Source organism: Brumimicrobium aurantiacum (genome assembly GCF_003402975.1).
In the GTDB taxonomy this organism is placed as follows: domain Bacteria; phylum Bacteroidota; class Bacteroidia; order Flavobacteriales_D; family Crocinitomicaceae; genus Brumimicrobium; species Brumimicrobium aurantiacum.
In genome coordinates, this window is sequence record NZ_QURB01000002.1 from 483,754 (window position 1) to 502,228 (window position 18,475).

Sequence of the window (18,475 nt, forward strand, 5' to 3'; positions counted from 1 at the left end):
CGTGAGTCTTTCTATCGACATAGAAATAGAATCTTCAGTTTGTTGCTTGATTTTTTCGGGCACTATTTTATCACAAAATGAGGCGATAGAAGCAGTTGATCTTGTAGAAGAAAAAATACATGAAGGGTTTAAGAATTTCATAATAGACTTAAAAGATTTAAAACAAATCAACAGTAGTGGTTTGAACTTACTTTTAAGAATGTTTACACGAATTAGAAATAAAGGAGGTGAGTTAATCCTCACAAATGCTAACAAAACTGTTAGTACACTATTTAAAATATCTAAGTTAAATACAGTTTTTAAAATTTCGGCAGACAAACAAACTGCCATTAACCAATTAAATGCGCCAGAGGCATGAGTAAAGTAGACGTATTATTAGGATTACAATGGGGTGATGAAGGAAAAGGGAAAATCGTTGATGTATTGACCCCAAAATATGATATCATCGCACGTTTTCAAGGAGGACCAAATGCAGGTCATACTTTGGAGTTCGATGGAATTAAGCATGTTTTGCATACAATTCCGTCAGGTATATTCAGAAAAGGAACATTGAATATTGTTGGTAACGGTGTTGTTATAGACCCTGTAATCTTTCAAAAAGAGATTGAAAACCTAGCTCAATTCAACCTTCCGATTAAGGAAACTTTGTTGATTTCAAACAAAGCTCACTTGATTTTACCTACTCACCGTTTATTGGATGCTGCATCTGAACAAGCGAAAGGTAACTCTAAAATCGGTTCTACATTAAAAGGAATTGGTCCAACTTACATGGACAAAACAGGTAGAAATGGTTTGAGAGTTGGTGATATTTTTACAGCTAACTTTCAAGAAAAATATGAAAGTCTTGTAGAAAAGCACAAAGGAATGCTTGATCACTACGAAGGATTTGAATACAATGTTGAGGAGTTAGAAGCTGCTTTCTTTGAAGGAATTGAACTATTGAAATCATTGACAACTATTGACAGTGAACACTACATCAATAAAGCAATGAAAGAAGGAAAAACAATTCTTGCAGAAGGTGCTCAAGGTACTCTTTTAGACATTGACTTTGGTAGTTACCCATTTGTAACTTCGTCAAATACAATTACAGCAGGTACTTGTACAGGTCTTGGAGTTGCACCAACAAAGATTGGTGATGTAATCGGTATTTTTAAAGCTTACTGTACACGTGTTGGTTCGGGGCCCTTCCCTACTGAACTTCATGATGAAGTTGGAGAAAACATCCGTAAAGCAGGTGGTGAATTTGGAGCTACAACAGGAAGACCAAGAAGATGTGGTTGGATCGATTTACCAGCATTAAAATATGGTATTATGATTAATGGTGCTTCGGAACTTTCTATGATGAAAGGTGATGTACTTGATCACTTCGAAGAAATCAAAGTTTGTACACATTACATCATTGATGGCAAGAAAATTGATTATCTTCCGTTTGATATTACGGACATTGAAATTGAACCTGTTTACGAAACAATCAAAGGATGGAATACTGATACAACGAAATTAACTTCGTTTGATGATGCTCCAAAAGCGCTTAAAGACTATGTAAGTTATTTGGAAAAACACCTTGAAGTTCCGATTACAACAGTTTCAGTTGGTCCAGATAGAAGTCAAACATTGAACAATAAAAAGTAATTGAAAACCAAATTCAACATATTTAAAATTGCGCTCCTTCTTGGAAGCGCAATTTTTTTGTCTTCGGGAAATGCCTTCTCTCAGGATTATTTTGAATTATTAGAAGGTTCTGATGATATACGTTTGGATGGAAAAACAGGGAATTACATTGTAAAAGGAAATGTGATTTTCAAAAAAGAAAACACAAAACTTTATTGTGATTCAGCCTATTATAATCTTGTACAAAGTAACATCCGCGCCTATGGAAACATTCATCTCAACAAGGAAGACACATTAAACATGTTTTGTGACTCTATTTTTTTCGATACTAAAAAAGAGTATGCAAAAATGTATGGAAATGTGAGAATTCGTGACAATGAATATAAACTCACTACAGATTCTCTCGATTATGATGTAAAAAATGATGTTGGTATCTACAAGAATAAAGGATTAATCACCAGTATTTCATCTAGCGACAGTTTAAGCAGTGTCATTGGCTACTTCTATCCAAATAATAAACAATTCAATTTTAGAAAAAATGTTGTTTACAAAGGAGAAGAATTCACGGTAAAATCAGACACACTTCAATTTAATGCCAATTCTGAAAAAGCATTTTTTTACGGTCCTACTTATATCACAAATGAGGACATGAAAATGTATTGCGAAAAAGGATGGTATAACCTTAAGGAAGACATTGGTGTGCTTGAACATAATGCATCTATTGATCGAGAAAACCTTAAAATAAATGCAGACAGTCTTTTCTATTCTGCTCCAGACAGTTTATATATTGCAAAAAGAAAAGTGCGTATTGTAGATACAACAAACAAAATCGGTTTTCAAGGAGATTATGCTATCAATGATGACAAGAAAGGATATGCCTTTATAACCGGTCATGCTTTAGCAAAGCAATTTGAAGATGAAGACACGCTTTATATACATGCAGATACATTGTATAATTATGCCGATTCTTCAGGAAAACCTACTATGATGCAAGCCTATAATAAAGTTGAACTATTCCGTGGAGATATGCAAGGAATTTGTGATTCACTGGTTTATGACAAAGCTAACGGAGAAATGAATATGTTTCATGATCCTACGTTATGGGCTCAAAATGCACAATTAACAAGTGATACAATCAGTATTTACGAAAAAGACAACAAGATTCATCGTGCATTTTTAAGAAAGAATGGACTTGTAGCTACTGCTGTTGATTCCACAAACTATTATAATCAAGTTGCTGGAACGCTTATGAATGCCTATTTCGATAGTACACAAATTAAAAGAGTCGACATCATAGGTAATGCAAAAACACTATATTTCTTGGAGGAAGAAGATGAAAAAGATACGGTAATCATCGTCAATCGTCAAGGAATGAATAGAATTTACGCTTCAAATATAAGTTTAGGTTTTGTTGATGGAGATATTGAAACTGCAACTTATAGAGATAAACCTGATGGTATTGTTTATCCTATGTCTGATATTGATAAGAAAGAAGAACGCGTCGATCAATTCATTTGGAGCATTGAAAAACGTCCTTTGAGTTGGCAAGACATGATTTATTCTGAAGAGGAAAAGGAATTGATATTAAAGACATTTGAACGTCTAAAACATTCTGTTCTTTTTTAGTTTTCTTGCTCCCCCTTTCGATCTAGTCTTCTGGTGATTTGTAATAACCAAACTACTGAAATCGTAAATAGAACAAACATAATCCATGATATAATTTCGAACATCTCAATTTCGGAAATTTTCAACCAATCCATAATCTCTGGGAAGAAAGCGAAACATGATAATTGAATCGATGTTGTAAAGATTCCAACCCAGAAAAACCATTTCAACTTCCCTATAATAGCTGGAATCATCGAAATTGAAGAAGCAACGAAATTTGCCATCAACCAAGGAGATAAAACAGCTGCAATGTTACCAGATAATCTCCATTCGGATCCAAAAACAAATTCGAAAATAGGAGCGCCATAAAAATAGATAACTGTAAAAGGAATAATTCCAATGCAAGTGAGCAGCACAACAGAGCGTTTCAATAATGGAAATATCTTACTTCCTTGCGCAAAATCAGTTGAAACACGATTATAAAGCACCTGACCTACTGCCACTCCAATCAATAAAAGAGGTATTTTCAACATTCTAAACGAATGGTCATAAGATCCAAACAAAGCTGTACTCAAATACAATGTTAGGAAAAAAGCAATTAACAACTCTCGACTGGCATCGATTAAAGCATGAGGAAGGTTTACTCTAGGAAACTCTTTATATTGATGAGCAACAACAGACTTTCTCAGTTTTTCCTTCTTGTTGTTTACTTTATAAATTCCAACTGCATCAAAGACATAAACCAAACTCCCAATTATGAGTCCTAAAAGCGTTGAGACAGCTAATCCAAAAACACCAAAACCAGCAATTCCAGCCAATAATTTAGCAATGTTAGAAGTGGAAGAAGTCAACAAAGTTGAAATGGTGATATTTTTAAACCACTTTTTACGAATTGCCCAATGTCTACCGATACTAATAAATACGGTAAATCCAGTAAGTGCTGAAATTAGTAAAACATAGAAAAAATAGTGATCTTGCTTGGTATCAAAAAACCAATAAATTCCCCCTACGAATAAAGACAATATTATGGTGTATAATAAAATTCTTAGTGAGAGTCTATAAACATGAAAAGCATGTTCATCTTTCTTAGGAAGCGGAATGGCATATTCATAGCGCGCAGCTCCAATAACAGATAAAAAAGCTACAATTCTCATTATTACACCAAATTCACCGAAGTCTTCAGGGGAATATAGTCGGGTGATAAAAGGTGTAAGGACATAACTAATGGCTTGGGCGATAACCGTTCCAGAGGTAAGCAAAAGTGCAGACCTTATCAATTCGGATTTCAGGTTAAATTTCACCCCCATTTAATGAATTCTTAGCATAGATAAATAATTAAACAATTACTCAAACCAGATATCATTAACCACCTGATGTCCTGCGTATTCGTTTACTCTTTGAATAATTATAGAACGCCCGTAATGCAATTCATCTCTCATCACAGAAGAGTTCATTTTCAAGTGTAATATTTTATTTCGAATATATATTTTTTCGGTACGACTTGCGATACCTTGCCCCATCATTTCTGGCCAAGCATTGATGATATCCATTTCTTTCATCTTCCCTTCAAGTCCCCATGCTTTCATCATTTTATCAATGATCTTATCGATTCCTTGATCCTTCTGATTTCTATCCTTTTCTTTCATCAAACAGTTGTTTTTAATGTGGATTCAACCACAGTATTTTCTTCAATTTCGAAGGCTTTATATTCGATTTGATTATTCTTAAAAATAGTATCTATTCTTTCCTTATCGGTGTCTGTAATGAGCACTTGACCAAAATCTTGATCACTTACCATTTGCATTAATCGCTCAACTCGCCCATTGTCTAATTTATCAAAAATATCATCCAATAACAAAACAGGCTTTCTATTCAATTGGGTTAAAAGCCACTCATACTGGGCAAGTTTTAATGCAATGAGATATGATTTTTGTTGACCTTGTGAACCGAATTTTTTTATTGGATGTCCTTTTATCGTAAAAATAAAATCATCCTTATGTGTCCCAACAGTCGTATATTGTTTCCTTTGATCGTTTCTTGTAGCACCCGCCAATAAATCTTCAAAAGAAGAATCAAATAACTGTGATCGATAGGTCAAACTTACCTCTTCATTGTTGTTAGAAAGCCATTGATAATACTTCTGAAAAATTGGAATAAAGTCATCTACGATTTTTTTTCGAGCGGCATGAATATTATTTCCGTATTCTATCAATTGTTCATTCCAAACACTAATACTCTCCTGATCGAAAAAGCCATAACTCCCCATATTTTTAAGCAAGGCATTTCGTTGACTCAAAACTTTCCCATATTTGATCAGGTCATGTAAAAATTGTCTATCAAACTGAGAAATTATTCCATCCATCCATTTTCTTCTCACTTCACTCCCTTCAAGGATAAGATTTCTGTCATATGGCGAAATCATAACAGATGGAAACAAGCCAATATGATCGGCCAATTTCTCATAGGTCACTTTATTTTTCTTGAAAACTTTCTTTTGCCCTTTTTTAACTCCGCAATAAACAGTATCATCATTATTCCATGTACTCTGAATGACAAAAAAATTCTCATCAAAAAGAATATTCTGACTATCAATAGGATTCAAATATGATTTACACATACTTAAATAATAAATAGCATCTAGAATATTGGTTTTACCAGCACCATTTGGACCAATAAAACAGTTGATATCGGGCGAAAGCGATACATCAGCTTGTTGATAATTCTTAAAATTAATCAAGCTCAATTTGGATAAATATATATGATTGCTCACGCCGTAAAGATACAGAAATTGTAATGTTTTAAAAGCATTTTAGCGGACTTAAAAAATTAAAATTAGTTACTAACAAAGGACTTTTTAAAAATTCTTCGTTTTGGATGAAAAAAAAAATTACTTTTGCAATTGCTTTAAAATAGCTAATTATGAGTGAAAACATTACAAAAGAAGAATTGATCGAACAGTTTAAGGGAAACAAGATCCTTAAATACGCTACAACAGGTGTAGGTGTAATAGCAGTAATAGTACTGGCAGTACTTGCTTACAATAACTTTATTGTTGAACCGACAGAGAAAGCCTCAGAGGCAGAAATTGCAAATGCAGTAATGTATTTAGAAAAGGATTCTACGCAATTAGCAACAGAAGAGTTTGAGTATTTAGCATCAGAATATGATGGATACAATGGTGGTGAAGTTGCTCAGTTTGAACTTGGAAATTTATATTTCGAACAAGGAGATTATGAAGCAGCATTGAACGAATTAAAAGGTGTTGATATTGATGACACATACTTAATGACTTTAGCCATTGGAACTCAAGGAGACTGTTATTCAGAGCTTGGAGATTACCAAAGTGCTGTTGAAATGTATGTTAAAGCTGCTGAGCGTAGAGATAATGATGTAACTTCTCCAATGTTTTACTTCAAAGCCGGATTAAACGCAGAAGAAGCGGGTGACTTTGGAAAAGCAGCAGAATTTTACAAAATCATTAAAAGTGATTATTCAACTTTTGCAAATCAAAAAGGAATTGATAAATATATCACTAGAGCAGAAAACTCAATAATTGAATAATCGTGGCTACAGTAAATAAAAACTTATCACATTACGATAAAGACAGTATTCCAAACGGTGCCGATTTTAATATCGGCATTGTTGTTTCAGAGTGGAATGAAAACATTACTTTCAACCTTCTTGAAGGAGCCAAATCGGCATTAATTGAAAACGGTGTTAAAGAAGAAAATATTCACGTTCACCTAACTCCTGGTTCTTTTGAATTGCCACTTGCATCGCAATGGTTAGTTGAAAAAGAAAAAATTGATGGCGTTGTTGCTATCGGTTCGGTTATTCAAGGCGAAACAAAACACTTTGACTTCGTTTGTGACGCTACAGCGCAAGGCGTGAAAGACGTGAGTTTAAAATACAACAAACCTGTTATATTTTGTGTACTTACAGACAATACATTGCAACAAGCAATTGACCGATCTGGAGGAAAACACGGTAACAAAGGAGTTGAAGCAGCTATTGCTTGCTTAAAAATGATACAATTGAAAAACACACTTTAAATTTATATGATATGACCTTAATTAAATCTATTTCTGGAATTCGTGGTACAATCGGTGGAAAAGTTGGTGAAGGACTTTCTCCATTAGATGTTGTAAAGTTTGCATCTGCCTACGGAACTTGGTTGCAACAAGAAAGTAACGCCAAAAAGTTGACTATCGTTATTGGTAGAGATGCAAGAATCTCAGGTTCTATCGTCAACAACTTGGTTATTTCATCACTGAGAAGTCTAGGAATTAATGTTATTGATTTAGGTCTATCTACCACTCCAACAGTTGAAATGGCTGTGACTATGGAAAAAGCACATGGTGGGATCATCATCACTGCAAGTCACAATCCTAAACAATGGAATGCTTTGAAACTTTTAAATGGAGCAGGTGAATTTATTTCTGGTGAAGAAGGTGAAAAAGTACTTAAAATCGCAGAAGAAGAATCTTTCGATTTTGCGGAAGTTGATCACTTAGGAAAGTTAACAGAGAACAACGACTATATTCAAAAACATATTGAGGCTGTATTAAATCTACCTTATGTAGATATTGAAGCCATTAAAAAAGCAGATTTTTCAATTGTTGTTGATGCGGTAAATTCAACTGGTGGAATTGCAGTTCCTTTATTATTAGACGCATTAGGTGTGAAAAAAGTAACAGGAATTCACTGCGAACCAACAGGTATTTTTGCACACAATCCAGAGCCTTTACCAGCGCATTTAACAGATTTATCTGAAGCTATTGTAGAGCAAAAAGCCGATTTAGGAATCACAGTTGACCCTGATGTTGATCGTTTGGCCATGGTTTGTGAAGACGGAACTATGTTTGGTGAGGAGTATACACTTGTTGCTGTTGCCGATTTCGTTTTGGCCCAAAAAGGTGGCGCTACAGTTTCGAACCTCTCCTCTACTCGAGCGTTGAGAGATGTGACAGAGAAACATGGACATGATTATTATGCTTCTGCTGTTGGAGAAGTAAATGTAGTTGAAAAAATGAAAGCTGTAAACGCTGTAATCGGTGGTGAAGGAAACGGTGGTGTAATATTACCAGAATTACATTACGGTAGAGATGCCTTAGTTGGAATAGCTTTATTCTTGACGCATTTAGCCAACAAAAAAATGAAAGTTACAGAATTGAGAGATAGCTATCCAAAATACATCATCTCAAAAAACAAATTACAATTAACTCCAGAAACAAATGTGGATAAAGTTCTTGTAGAAATGGCTGACAAATACAGTAAACAAGAAGTAGATTCTACTGATGGAGTGAAAATTTATTTTGAAAAAGAATGGGTTCATTTACGTAAGAGTAACACAGAACCAATCATTAGAATTTATGCAGAAAGTACTGATAATACTAAAGCAGATCAATTGGCTAAAGATATTATGCAAGAAATCGAAACTATAATCTAATTCAATGTTGATCAAATGATTCCAACTAAGATTACAATAATGAAGATTTTTAGTGAGGAAGAATAAATTAATGAAATCTAATTTTAATTAATTTAGACAAAAAATTTGGGGTCTTAAAATTGACCTTAAAACAATATAAAGTAATGAAAGTTTATTTAGATAACGCAGCAACAACACCAGTAGCTTCAGAAGTTTTTGAAGCGATGGTTCCCTATTTAAAAAATGAATTCGGAAATCCTTCTTCAACACATTCATTTGGTAGACAAGCCAAAGGAACAATTGAGACATCAAGAAGAAAAATTGCAAGTCTAATAAACGCTAAGCCATCAGAAATCATCTTTACTTCTGGAGGAACAGAAGCCGACAACATGGCTTTCACAGTTGCGATTAACCAACTTGGAGTGAAACGTGTAATTACTTCTGAAATTGAACATCACGCAGTAATTCACACTGCTGAGAACATCTGTGAGGACAAAAATGTTGAATTTCAATTGGTAAAATTATTACCGAATGGACACGTTGACCTTGATCATTTGCAAGAATTATTAGAACAAGGTGATAAAAAAACCTTAGTTTCATTAATGCACGGGAACAATGAAATAGGTAACTTATTACCATTAAAAAAAGTAAGTGAACTATGTCGTCAAAATGGAGCTTACTTCCATTCTGACACTGTTCAAACAATGGCACATTACAAGTTCGATATGCAAGAATTGGATATCGATTTCATTACAGGAGCTGCCCATAAATTTCACGGACCAAAAGGTGTAGGATTTTTATACATCAAAAACGAAATAAAAGGATTGCCATTTATTCACGGTGGTTCACAAGAGAGAGGCTTACGTGGTGGTACAGAAAATCTTTATGGAATCGTTGGTTTAGCCAAAGCAATGGAAATCGCCTACGAAGACTTAGAAGAACACCAAAATCATGTTCAAGGTTTGAAATCTCACATGATTGCTGAATTAAAGAAAAATATAGAAGATATACATTTTCATGGTGACATCACACCTGAAAACAGCTTATATACAGTGGTGAATGTTTGCATTCCTCCTACTCCAAAAGCATCAATGCTATTGTTCACGCTTGACATCAAAGGAGTAGCTTGCTCTGGTGGTTCTGCATGTACATCCGGAAGTGCGAAAGGTTCTCACGTTCTTGAAGGTATTAAAGCAGATACAAGTCGACCAAATGTGCGTTTTTCATTCTCAAGATATACAACAAAAGAAGAGGTTGATTTTGCCGTTGGAATTTTAAAGGAAGCTCTTGAGAAGGAATTGGTTGATTAAACAATTTCACCATGTTATTTAATAGTATAGTTTTTCTTTTTGCATTTCTACCTATACTATTAACGCTCTATTACCTTACGCCAAAAAAATATAGAAACTATACAATTTTACTGTTTAGTTTCATTTTTTATGCATGGGGAGGCGTTTCATATACATTCATTTTAATTGGCTCAATTCTAATCAATTATCTCTTCGTTAAACAAATAGAGAAAAATAATGCGCTAAAAAAAACTTGGTTAATAATAGGACTAACGGTCAATGTACTGATTATTGTCTTGTTCAAATACCTAGATTTTTTAATTGATAATTTCAATATTTTAGGCGCTGTTTTTATATCTGATTTTTCACCGGTTCCTTTTAAGAATATTGTTTTACCCTTAGGGATTTCATTTTTCACCTTTCAACAAATGTCCTTATTATGGGATGTCTACAGAAATGAAAACACCGAAAAAACTTCTCTATCCAACATTGCTCTCTACATCAGTTTATTTCCACAACTTATTGCTGGGCCCATTGTGAGATACAATGATATTGTTGGTCAAATAAAACACAGAGTCTCTTCTATTTCACTTTTTCGTTCAGGAATTCAGAGGTTTGTTCTAGGACTTTTCAAGAAAGTTGTCATAGCGAATACGTGTGGTGAATTGGCAGATAGTATTTTCAACAGCTCCTATGATTCCCTCGATTCGCCAACAGCTTGGCTAGGTATTGTCGCTTATTCTCTTCAAATCTACTTTGACTTTTCAGGTTATTCTGACATGGCCATTGGATTAGGTCGAATGTTTGGTTTTAAAATTCTAGAAAACTTTAACTTCCCATATATTTCAAAAAGTATTCAGGAATTCTGGAGAAGATGGCACATTTCTTTATCTACTTGGTTTAGAGATTATGTTTATATTCCTATGGGTGGAAATAGAAATGGATCTTATAAAACCTATTTCAATTTAATCACCGTATTTTTTCTCACCGGAATTTGGCACGGTGCAACGTGGAGTTTTGTAATTTGGGGATTATTTCACGGTTTTTTCCTTATTATCGAACGCATTGGGTTTAAAAACATTCTACACAAGCTACCAAAGGGAGTTCAATGGTTCTATACCATCATAGTGGTTATGATTGGCTGGGTTTTATTTCGTGTCGAAATATTTTCAGATGCGCTATTATACATTAAAAAACTATTTAGTTTTAATCTTTCAAGTGAATTTAGCTTCCTTAATTATTTGAATAATGAAAGAATTTTAGTTTTAATTCTGGCCATAATTTCTAGCTCCTTGTTTTTTATGAAAATCAAAGAAATCCTGGAAAGAAGATCACTATTGCTCACCAAAACGGTTCAAACTTTCATGGATTTGGGTGTAGTTTTACTTTTAATAATTTCTATTATTTATATTAATTCTGGCTCTTACAGTCCTTTTATTTATTTTAGATTCTAAGAAATGAAGGAAAGTAAACTCATAAAATATCAGCTATCGATTATATTTCTTCTTATAATTATCATTCCTGCCATAGGAACTATTTTGGGCATTGACTTTTTCGAAAGGAAAGATGAAAATAGAGCATTCAAAGAATCCATAAATTTCAATATAAAGAAGCTAGACAACTTCCCTCCTCATTTTAATGCTTACATTAACGATAATTTCATATTAAGATCTCCAATGTTGAGCGTCTATCATAGAATTAAGTTTGATATTTTTAAAACCTCTCCATATCCTGAAAAAGCAATTATTGGAAAAGATGGTTGGATGTTTAAAGCAGGAAAGGAAACAGATATAATGAGCGGTGAACTTAACTTTTCAACGGCTACTTTAGATTCTTTCACCAATGAATGGAAAGAGAGAAAACAATATTATGAGGCATTGGAAATACCTGTATATTGGATGATTTGTCCCATAAAGCATAGAGTATATACTGAAAAATTACCCAATCATTATAATATATCGGAAACCAGTAGAATAAACGTCTTAAAGAAACATCTTGAAAAGGACTTTCCTGATTTAATTATCGACCCTACTGATCTTTTAAAATCTAAAAAGAAAGAGGCTAAACTTTATTTCAAACTAGATAATCACTGGAATGAACGTGCAGGATACTATATTACGGAGCAACTAATAGAAAAATTAAGGTTTAAATTTCCAAATAAGGATATTCCAAATATTCCAGAAATTAAATGGAATATAAATGAAGATTTTAGATCTGGATTCCATCATCGCGTTATGGGTATTGATGAATTAAGCGAAAAAATTGAAACAATCACAATACCTAACTCTCTTGCTACTGAAGCTGAAAAATATGGCTTTAAAGGTGTTGATGGTTTTGCTTATCCATGGGAGTTCGAAAATCGATTTATTCATAAAACACTTAATGACGGATTACGGGTTCTTTTCATTCGAGATTCCTTCGGTGGTGCAATTCGCCCTTTCGTTAAAGAGGTTTTTCAAGAAACGCTGATGATTTTTGATGCTTGGCAATACAAAATCAATGAAGAAGTTATAGATACTTTTAAACCAGATGTGGTAATTTATATTGGATTAGAAACACATATTGAAAGCTTTCTCAAAGAATATAATTAAACCTTTACTTCATTCAATCTAACTCTTTTCCATCGACCAACATTACCCACAAGGAAATTTTTCGATTATCCATTCTTGGCCAAATTGGACGAACAACATTGTTAACAGCATCAATATTCAAATAATCTCCAAAGAAAACATCTTGATCAGGTTTAAATGGCTTGGCAGACACCGTCATTTCTTTAATCGTTTCTCCACCATCCTTAGACCATGCCATGACAACTTCTGTGGCACTCCCACGGGTATTTCTTCTATCATAATATATGAAATAGAGATTACCGTTACTTTGATCGATTCTCATCCAAGTAAAAAATTGTTCTCTACTGGTATCATCTTGATTGACACGCTTTCTCTCTGACCATGTTTCTCCGTTATCATCCGAATAAACAAACCAACTATCAGGATTTCCACGGCCATTTTTCTGATCTACCCAATTCACATAAATTCGACCGTGATATTTACCTTTTGATTGATCAGTATATGTCACCGGCAATCCATTACTCCTGCCTAATCCTTGAATAGGGAATTTCCATCCTCCTACTTGATCTACGATTCCTTTTTCTTCTTCAAGCCATGTTTCGCCATAATCGGTAGAACGGTTCATTCTTATTCCATACGGTCCTGTCCAAACGACGACAATTTCTCCATCACTATTCACTGCAGACATCGCGCCTTCAACGGTGTTATTTCCATCTAAACAGTCTCCATGTTGAGTAGAAACCACTTTTGGTACCGACCATGTAGCGCCATCGTCTATACTTCGAGAGAACATTATTCTTGAAGAATCACTCCATTTGTCTGAACCATAAAAATCAAACTCTGTCCAAGTGAGATACAAGTTCCCCGTTATAGGACATTCTGAAACCCAATGTTTATCTTGTGCCTTAGGTGGATTCGCCTTTGTAGCTGAGCTTGTCCATTCTCCTGAAATAGTATCACTATAATCGCAAACAATACGGTCTATCCATTGTCCTCCCTTCGGATTGGAAAGATGAAAGTAAAAGTATCTGCCTTTTTGATTGATATGTAGAACAGGATCTCCGTTCACTCCAAACTTTGATTGTAATGACGAGCTTTCCCAAGATTTCCCTCCATCGATAGAATAGTAATAATCATTCATCACTGTTCCTGCAATCATTTCATTTGGTTGAGATGGATTAATTGCAATACTCGGCTCTACTTGAGCGTAACGGTAAGTTGCATTCACTGGTTTTTCCAATTGAACGCGTTCAAAATTTTGTCCAAAAACAAAAAAGCTTGTCCCTATAAACAATAAGGACAAGCGATTTAATAACTTCATAACTGTGTTTTATATACTAACAATAGCTTATAATTATTTTTTACGTAACCAATACGTTCCTAATTTATGTTCTTCGTAAGAGAATTCATAACGAGGAGCGTCAATTGTTCCCATTTTGGCATCAATACTCATCAATTGGTCACCACGAGCAATAATCAAGTTAAACTCTGTACCCACTGGTAATTCACCTAAAAAGTCATGTAAAGATCTTACATCAACTCTAAATCCATTAAAGGCAATAACTTCATCGTTTGGAGACAATCCAGCTTTTTCACCTTCACTATTTGATTGAACTCTATCAATAATCACTTTTCCTTCTTTACTAGACATTGAAATTCCTAATGAAGTTCTTGTCTCACGTACTTTTTCGATGGTTAATCCTAAGTCTTTAAAGTAAGAAGCGTAAGGGATAGTTTCTATACCATAAACGTAATTTTTAAAGAAATCATCAAGGTTATCTCCTAGGAAATCTTCTAAAGTAGCTTTGAATTGTGCAGGTGTCATTCCTGAATTTTCCTCTTCGTAAAATTTCTTGTATAACAATTGCATAAATTCATCCAATGATTTCTTTCCTTTAAACTTCTTAATAATCATTGCGTCTATAGCATGTGCCAACATTGCACCTTTAGAATAATATGAAATTCCTGTATTTCTACTGTTTTCATTTGGGCGATATGATTTAATCCATGCATCATACGATGAATGTGCTACAGGTTGAACCCTATTTCCAGGCGTTCCTTCAACATAATTAATCGTATTTTTAAAAACATTTAAATAATCTTCTTCAGAATAGAAACCTGCTCTACGTAAAATTAATTCATCATAGTACGAAGTAAATCCTTCCATTACCCATAATAAATCTGTGTAGTTTTCATTGCTATAGTCATATTCTACAAGATTAGCTGGACGTAAACGTTTTACATTCCAAATATGGAAATATTCATGAGCAACTAAAGACAAGAATGAAAGATAAGCATCGCCAGAATAAGTCCAACGATTTACATGTAAAGTTGTCGAGTTCATGTGCTCTAATCCTCCACCTCTACTATCCGTATTGTGAATGATGAACCAATATTCTTTATTTGGGTTTTGTCCAAAAACTGCAGTTGTTGATTCAACGATTTTCGCCATATCAACTTTTAATCTCTCGATATCATAGTTTCCTGGACCATAAATTGCAACGTTGTGCTTTGTTCCTGCAGCTTCAAAAGTAAAAGTTTCTTGATTTCCGATTTCGATAGGAGAATCTGCTAAGTGATCAAAACTATCAAATACAAAAGTTTTTGCGTTGTTGTCTGTACTGAATCCTTCTTTACTTTCTTCAAGTGGAGCAGTAATCGTTTTAAAAGAAGAATGAGGAATAATTGTCAAATTTCCACCTAAATCGATGTGATTTTCTGGAAAGGTAAAGATTGAAGTACCATTGATATAACCATGTGTTTTATCAAGGAATGACGTTCTCACAGTTAATTCAAAAGCATAAACTTCATAGTTTACAGTTACTTTATTCGCATTTCCTTTATCAATTTGCCATTTGTTTTTACTTACCTTTTTGACTTCAAGTTTATTTCCTTTTTCATCTTTGGCTCTAACTAAATTGACATTTTTCGGAAATTCTCTTACCAAATATGAACCTGGTGTCCACACCGGCATAACAATCACCAATTCTTCCTCATCAAAATCTGTGAGGGTTGTTTCTACGTGAAAATAATGTGTTTCTGGAGCGGGCATCGAGAGTTTATGATGCACTTTTTGACCTAAGACAGTTCCACTAAAAAATAGAACTAAAGCAAGTAAATTGTAAATTTTCATAATATATCATTGATTTTTCTCAAATATACGATTTACCCAAAGAAATCCTTAATTTTGTAAGAGGAATCAAATAAACAAACATATGAAATACTTATTATCATTATCACTTATAATTGCGTTGTTTGCCTGTACAGATGATGCGAAAAATACTGAGAACACAGCAAATAATGAAAAAGAACTTATTGAATTACGCAACAAAGTTTCTCAATTAGAATTGGAAAGCGTTCAAAAAGATTCAGCCTTAAATGAAGCAATTGCTTTCTTTAATGAAGTACAAGACAACTTAGCAAAAATCAATGTTAAGGAAGAAGAAATTCGTGTGAGAAGTGATAATCCTGAAATTTCAAATGATGATCAAGAATGGATTTTACAAGAAATTCAAAATATCAACTTTTTAAGAAAACAAAATGCTCAAAACCTTAAGGACTTAAAACAAAGTTTGAGTGAGAAAAACCTTAAGATTTCTGAATTAGAAAGTATGAGAGACCGTTTGGTGATGCAAATTCGTGCAAAAGATGAACAAATTGCTTCACTACAGAAAACACTTGCTGACTTAGACATGGAATATTCTGAGTTATTTGATGAATACCAAGAACAAGTTGAAATGACTTTAGACGCAATTAAGGAGTTAAACACTGTTTTCTATGCTTATGGAACTTTAGATGAATTAACTGAAAATGATGTTTTAGTAAGAGAAGGAGGTTTTATTGGAATTGGACGTAAAACGAATATTGCTGAAGATTTAAATGAAAAGTACTTCCAAAAAATGGATAAAACCAAAACGAAAGAAATTAGAATCGTAGGTGATAAACCAGATTTAATCACAGATCACCCAATTTCTTCATATAAATGGGAAGGTGATAAATTAGTGATTCTAGATGCTGATAAATTCTGGAAAGTTTCAAAGTATTTGGTTGTTACTGTTAAGTAAAAACCGATTATATCTATTAAAAGCGCAATCACAGATTTGTTATTGCGCTTTTTTTATTTCTGTTTTATACTGTTTATAATAAGAATAATTATTCCATAGAAACACTATTCGAACAGTAAAATTTATTCATTTATTGAATATGTGTAAACGTTAAAAATTCCTGGGAAGTACGTAGAATCGATTGATACAGAGTCACCCTTCAACTTGTCATTCAAATAATTCTTAATATTGTTGTCGCTATAGGCAAAATCTGCATCCGCATCAATATAAATAAACTTTTCGTAGTTGTTCAGTTTTGATATTGAATCTACTTCATGATCGCTTTTTACTAAAAATACATTTTCATCACTTAAAACCGTCTTTAAATGACCTGAAGGATTCTGTCCCTCTGTATGAGTAAATAACTCTTTATTAAAATAATAAGTGAAAGTAGGACCAAAATAATCAGGACACATAAATATCGCACTGTTTCCATTTTCATGTTGAGCTTTAACCTTTGCAACCAATGCTTTAACATCTCTATCATTATTTGTTACCGGTTTAAATGGAATTAACATTAAAATAATCAGAAGTATAGCTAGACTAGGAAATAATTTAGAATCCAGTTTACTAATTGATACAGATAGAAAAATTAAGAATCCAGGTACAATAAAAACCAAATACCGTTCAATAAACATTGGAATAATAAAAGAGCTTACAAACATTATAAAACCAGGCAAGAAGAACCAAGACAGTATCACTTTGGTCTCATAGTTTTGACCACTTTTCATTTGAAAATGAACAAACAAAACGAAGAAAAACAAAAGAAACGAGACCATTAATAAAGGCGATAAAAATTCATTTTCTAATGGAATTAAATAAGATGGAAATAGGGGAATTCGTATTGAAAGACTTATAATAAGTATAACAATGCTTAGAAATATAAAACCAAACCTTATTAAATTTCTCTTGAAAAAATGGGTGATATACTTTTGAATTATTACCCACGCTAGTGTTAAAACAACAATATAAGCTATGTGTGTATCATTGACCAATTTGCCAAAATATACGTGAAGTGGACGTAAATTCTCAACAGCTTTAATCCATGTTCCCCCTGAGGAGTCTATAAATCGAGCAATAAAGATTCCGACATAAGGCAAATAAAAGATGAGTATTATCCCCAAATATTTACCAAACCTCATTATCTCCTCTTTTTTAAAAGAAATTACAAGTCCTATGAACTGTACAAAAAAGATAAACCAACTAAAAAAATGACTGTACAGCAGTAAAACACCTATGACAATGTATAATACAACATCAAGTTTAGCGTAATTTGAAGAAAGTAACTTTAGAAATTGATACATTGAAACTGTTGACAGCAATACAAATAGTGCATAAACCCTAGCTTCATGCGCAAAATACATTTGATAATTGGACAAAGTAAATAAGGTAACAGCTAAAAAGGCTACCTTTAAGTTAAAGTATTTTCGGCAAATTTGATAAATAAAGTAAATTGTTAGACTACTAAAAATTACGGAAGGAAATCTAACAGACAACTCACTGATTCCAAAAAATGAAATCCATATATGTAAGAATATCTCATAAAGTGGCGGATTATTCCCTTGACTTAATTCACTTAAAATAGTTGAAATGCTGTATTGAGCGTGATAAACAGAAAATGGCTCATCATTTGCTAAAGATGGATAACTTACATATCGAATCTTAAGGACAAGATTAATGAGCACATATAGCAATGGCACTATAAAAGCAAAAAACAATCCCTTTATCTCATCTTTACTTTTGATTCTAAACATGACAATATTTTATATAAATTAATAATGAAGTTGAAAAATGTACCACTGTTCAGAAGCTCCTGATAAAGTAATGATTTTTATAATAATATGAATTTAATTCAACAAAGGAGATGCA

The 18,475-nt window shown here is 33.3% G+C and carries 16 protein-coding genes; 10 read left to right on the plus strand and 6 right to left on the minus strand.

The genetic code is table 11. The features are described from left to right. The first annotated feature begins 1 nt into the window (after position 1). From DXU93_RS05365 to DXU93_RS05375, 3 genes are read left to right on the plus strand one after another with little or no spacing between them, the layout of a single operon-like run. Complete coding sequence (locus DXU93_RS05365) at positions 2–358, plus strand: STAS domain-containing protein (RefSeq protein WP_116880230.1); 357 nt, start codon at positions 2–4, stop codon at positions 356–358. Then, the gene (locus DXU93_RS05370; protein WP_116880231.1) at positions 355–1,632 is read left to right on the plus strand and encodes an adenylosuccinate synthase; all 1,278 of its coding nucleotides are present in this window, start codon (positions 355–357) and stop codon (positions 1,630–1,632) included. Before DXU93_RS05365 ends, DXU93_RS05370 begins: the two co-directional genes overlap by 4 nt. After that, positions 1,633–3,237, plus strand: coding sequence for an OstA-like protein (locus tag DXU93_RS05375; RefSeq protein ID WP_116880232.1), 1,605 nt, complete (start codon positions 1,633–1,635; stop codon positions 3,235–3,237). Here DXU93_RS05375 and DXU93_RS05380 read toward each other — a convergent pair. The 3 genes from DXU93_RS05380 to recF are packed head-to-tail and all read right to left on the minus strand — an operon-like array spanning position 3,234 to position 5,986. Beyond that, positions 3,234–4,523 (minus strand): lipopolysaccharide biosynthesis protein, encoded by a 1,290-nt coding sequence (locus DXU93_RS05380; RefSeq protein WP_116880233.1) that lies wholly within the window; start codon positions 4,521–4,523, stop codon positions 3,234–3,236. The genes DXU93_RS05375 and DXU93_RS05380 overlap by 4 nt on opposite strands. A 36-nt stretch (positions 4,524–4,559) precedes the next feature. Continuing rightward, complete coding sequence (locus DXU93_RS05385; protein ID WP_116880234.1) at positions 4,560–4,862, minus strand: DUF721 domain-containing protein; 303 nt, start codon at positions 4,860–4,862, stop codon at positions 4,560–4,562. Continuing rightward, positions 4,862–5,986: a DNA replication/repair protein RecF gene (recF, locus tag DXU93_RS05390; protein ID WP_240623424.1), complete on the minus strand. Its 1,125-nt coding sequence runs from the start codon at positions 5,984–5,986 to the stop codon at positions 4,862–4,864. Before recF ends, DXU93_RS05385 begins: the two co-directional genes overlap by 1 nt. 149 nt (positions 5,987–6,135) lie before the next feature. On the opposite strand from recF, the gene DXU93_RS05395 reads away from it, so the two are divergent. The 6 genes from DXU93_RS05395 (at position 6,136) to DXU93_RS05420 (ending at position 12,524) form a co-directional block, all read left to right on the plus strand. Beyond that, positions 6,136–6,777 carry a tetratricopeptide repeat protein gene (locus DXU93_RS05395; RefSeq protein WP_116880235.1) on the plus strand — a complete coding sequence of 214 codons (642 nt, stop codon included), beginning with the start codon at positions 6,136–6,138 and terminating at the stop codon, positions 6,775–6,777. A gap of 2 nt (positions 6,778–6,779) precedes the next feature. Further along, on the plus strand, positions 6,780–7,268 hold the full coding sequence (gene ribH / locus DXU93_RS05400) for a 6,7-dimethyl-8-ribityllumazine synthase (protein WP_116880236.1): 489 nt from the start codon (positions 6,780–6,782) through the stop codon (positions 7,266–7,268). Between the two features lie 11 nt (positions 7,269–7,279). Continuing rightward, the gene (gene glmM / locus DXU93_RS05405; RefSeq protein WP_116880237.1) at positions 7,280–8,665 is read left to right on the plus strand and encodes a phosphoglucosamine mutase; all 1,386 of its coding nucleotides are present in this window, start codon (positions 7,280–7,282) and stop codon (positions 8,663–8,665) included. 143 nt (positions 8,666–8,808) lie between these two features. Continuing rightward, the gene (locus DXU93_RS05410; RefSeq protein ID WP_116880238.1) at positions 8,809–9,954 is read left to right on the plus strand and encodes a cysteine desulfurase family protein; all 1,146 of its coding nucleotides are present in this window, start codon (positions 8,809–8,811) and stop codon (positions 9,952–9,954) included. A gap of 11 nt (positions 9,955–9,965) precedes the next feature. Then, the gene (locus tag DXU93_RS05415; RefSeq protein ID WP_116880239.1) at positions 9,966–11,387 is read left to right on the plus strand and encodes an MBOAT family O-acyltransferase; all 1,422 of its coding nucleotides are present in this window, start codon (positions 9,966–9,968) and stop codon (positions 11,385–11,387) included. Positions 11,388–11,390: 3 nt separating this feature from the next. Continuing rightward, complete coding sequence (locus DXU93_RS05420; RefSeq protein WP_116880240.1) at positions 11,391–12,524, plus strand: alginate O-acetyltransferase AlgX-related protein; 1,134 nt, start codon at positions 11,391–11,393, stop codon at positions 12,522–12,524. A gap of 13 nt (positions 12,525–12,537) precedes the next feature. Here DXU93_RS05420 and DXU93_RS05425 read toward each other — a convergent pair whose 3' ends face one another. Together DXU93_RS05425 and DXU93_RS05430 are read right to left on the minus strand one after the other, a co-directional pair. Continuing rightward, entirely contained in the window at positions 12,538–13,824 is a 1,287-nt protein-coding gene (locus DXU93_RS05425) for a sialidase family protein (RefSeq protein WP_116880241.1), read from the minus strand. A 33-nt stretch (positions 13,825–13,857) separates the two neighbouring features. Further along, complete coding sequence (locus DXU93_RS05430) at positions 13,858–15,636, minus strand: M61 family metallopeptidase (RefSeq protein WP_116880242.1); 1,779 nt, start codon at positions 15,634–15,636, stop codon at positions 13,858–13,860. Between the two features lie 82 nt (positions 15,637–15,718). On the opposite strand from DXU93_RS05430, the gene DXU93_RS05435 reads away from it, so the two are divergent. Beyond that, positions 15,719–16,567, plus strand: a complete 849-nt coding sequence (locus DXU93_RS05435) for a Cbp1 family collagen-binding glycoprotein adhesin (RefSeq protein ID WP_116880243.1) — start codon at positions 15,719–15,721, stop codon at positions 16,565–16,567. A gap of 122 nt (positions 16,568–16,689) precedes the next feature. Here the strand turns inward: DXU93_RS05435 and DXU93_RS05440 are convergent, their stop codons facing one another. Next, the gene (locus tag DXU93_RS05440) at positions 16,690–18,360 is read right to left on the minus strand and encodes a glycosyltransferase family 39 protein (protein ID WP_116880244.1); all 1,671 of its coding nucleotides are present in this window, start codon (positions 18,358–18,360) and stop codon (positions 16,690–16,692) included. Between the last annotated feature and the right edge of the window lie 115 nt (positions 18,361–18,475).

Bases quoted from the DNA above. Each gene is read 5' to 3' on its own strand.
- DXU93_RS05370 (WP_116880231.1), top strand. From the start codon at position 355: ATGAGTAAAGTAGACGTATTATTAGGATTACAATGGGGTGATGAAGGA.
- DXU93_RS05380 (WP_116880233.1), bottom strand. From the start codon at position 4,523: ATGGGGGTGAAATTTAACCTGAAATCCGAATTGATAAGGTCTGCACTT.
- DXU93_RS05385 (WP_116880234.1), bottom strand. From the start codon at position 4,862: ATGAAAGAAAAGGATAGAAATCAGAAGGATCAAGGAATCGATAAGATC.
- DXU93_RS05395 (WP_116880235.1), top strand. From the start codon at position 6,136: ATGAGTGAAAACATTACAAAAGAAGAATTGATCGAACAGTTTAAGGGA.
- glmM (WP_116880237.1), top strand. From the start codon at position 7,280: ATGACCTTAATTAAATCTATTTCTGGAATTCGTGGTACAATCGGTGGA.
- DXU93_RS05410 (WP_116880238.1), top strand. From the start codon at position 8,809: ATGAAAGTTTATTTAGATAACGCAGCAACAACACCAGTAGCTTCAGAA.
- DXU93_RS05415 (WP_116880239.1), top strand. From the start codon at position 9,966: ATGTTATTTAATAGTATAGTTTTTCTTTTTGCATTTCTACCTATACTA.
- DXU93_RS05420 (WP_116880240.1), top strand. From the start codon at position 11,391: ATGAAGGAAAGTAAACTCATAAAATATCAGCTATCGATTATATTTCTT.
- DXU93_RS05425 (WP_116880241.1), bottom strand. From the start codon at position 13,824: ATGAAGTTATTAAATCGCTTGTCCTTATTGTTTATAGGGACAAGCTTT.
- DXU93_RS05430 (WP_116880242.1), bottom strand. From the start codon at position 15,636: ATGAAAATTTACAATTTACTTGCTTTAGTTCTATTTTTTAGTGGAACT.
- DXU93_RS05435 (WP_116880243.1), top strand. From the start codon at position 15,719: ATGAAATACTTATTATCATTATCACTTATAATTGCGTTGTTTGCCTGT.
- DXU93_RS05440 (WP_116880244.1), bottom strand. From the start codon at position 18,360: ATGTTTAGAATCAAAAGTAAAGATGAGATAAAGGGATTGTTTTTTGCT.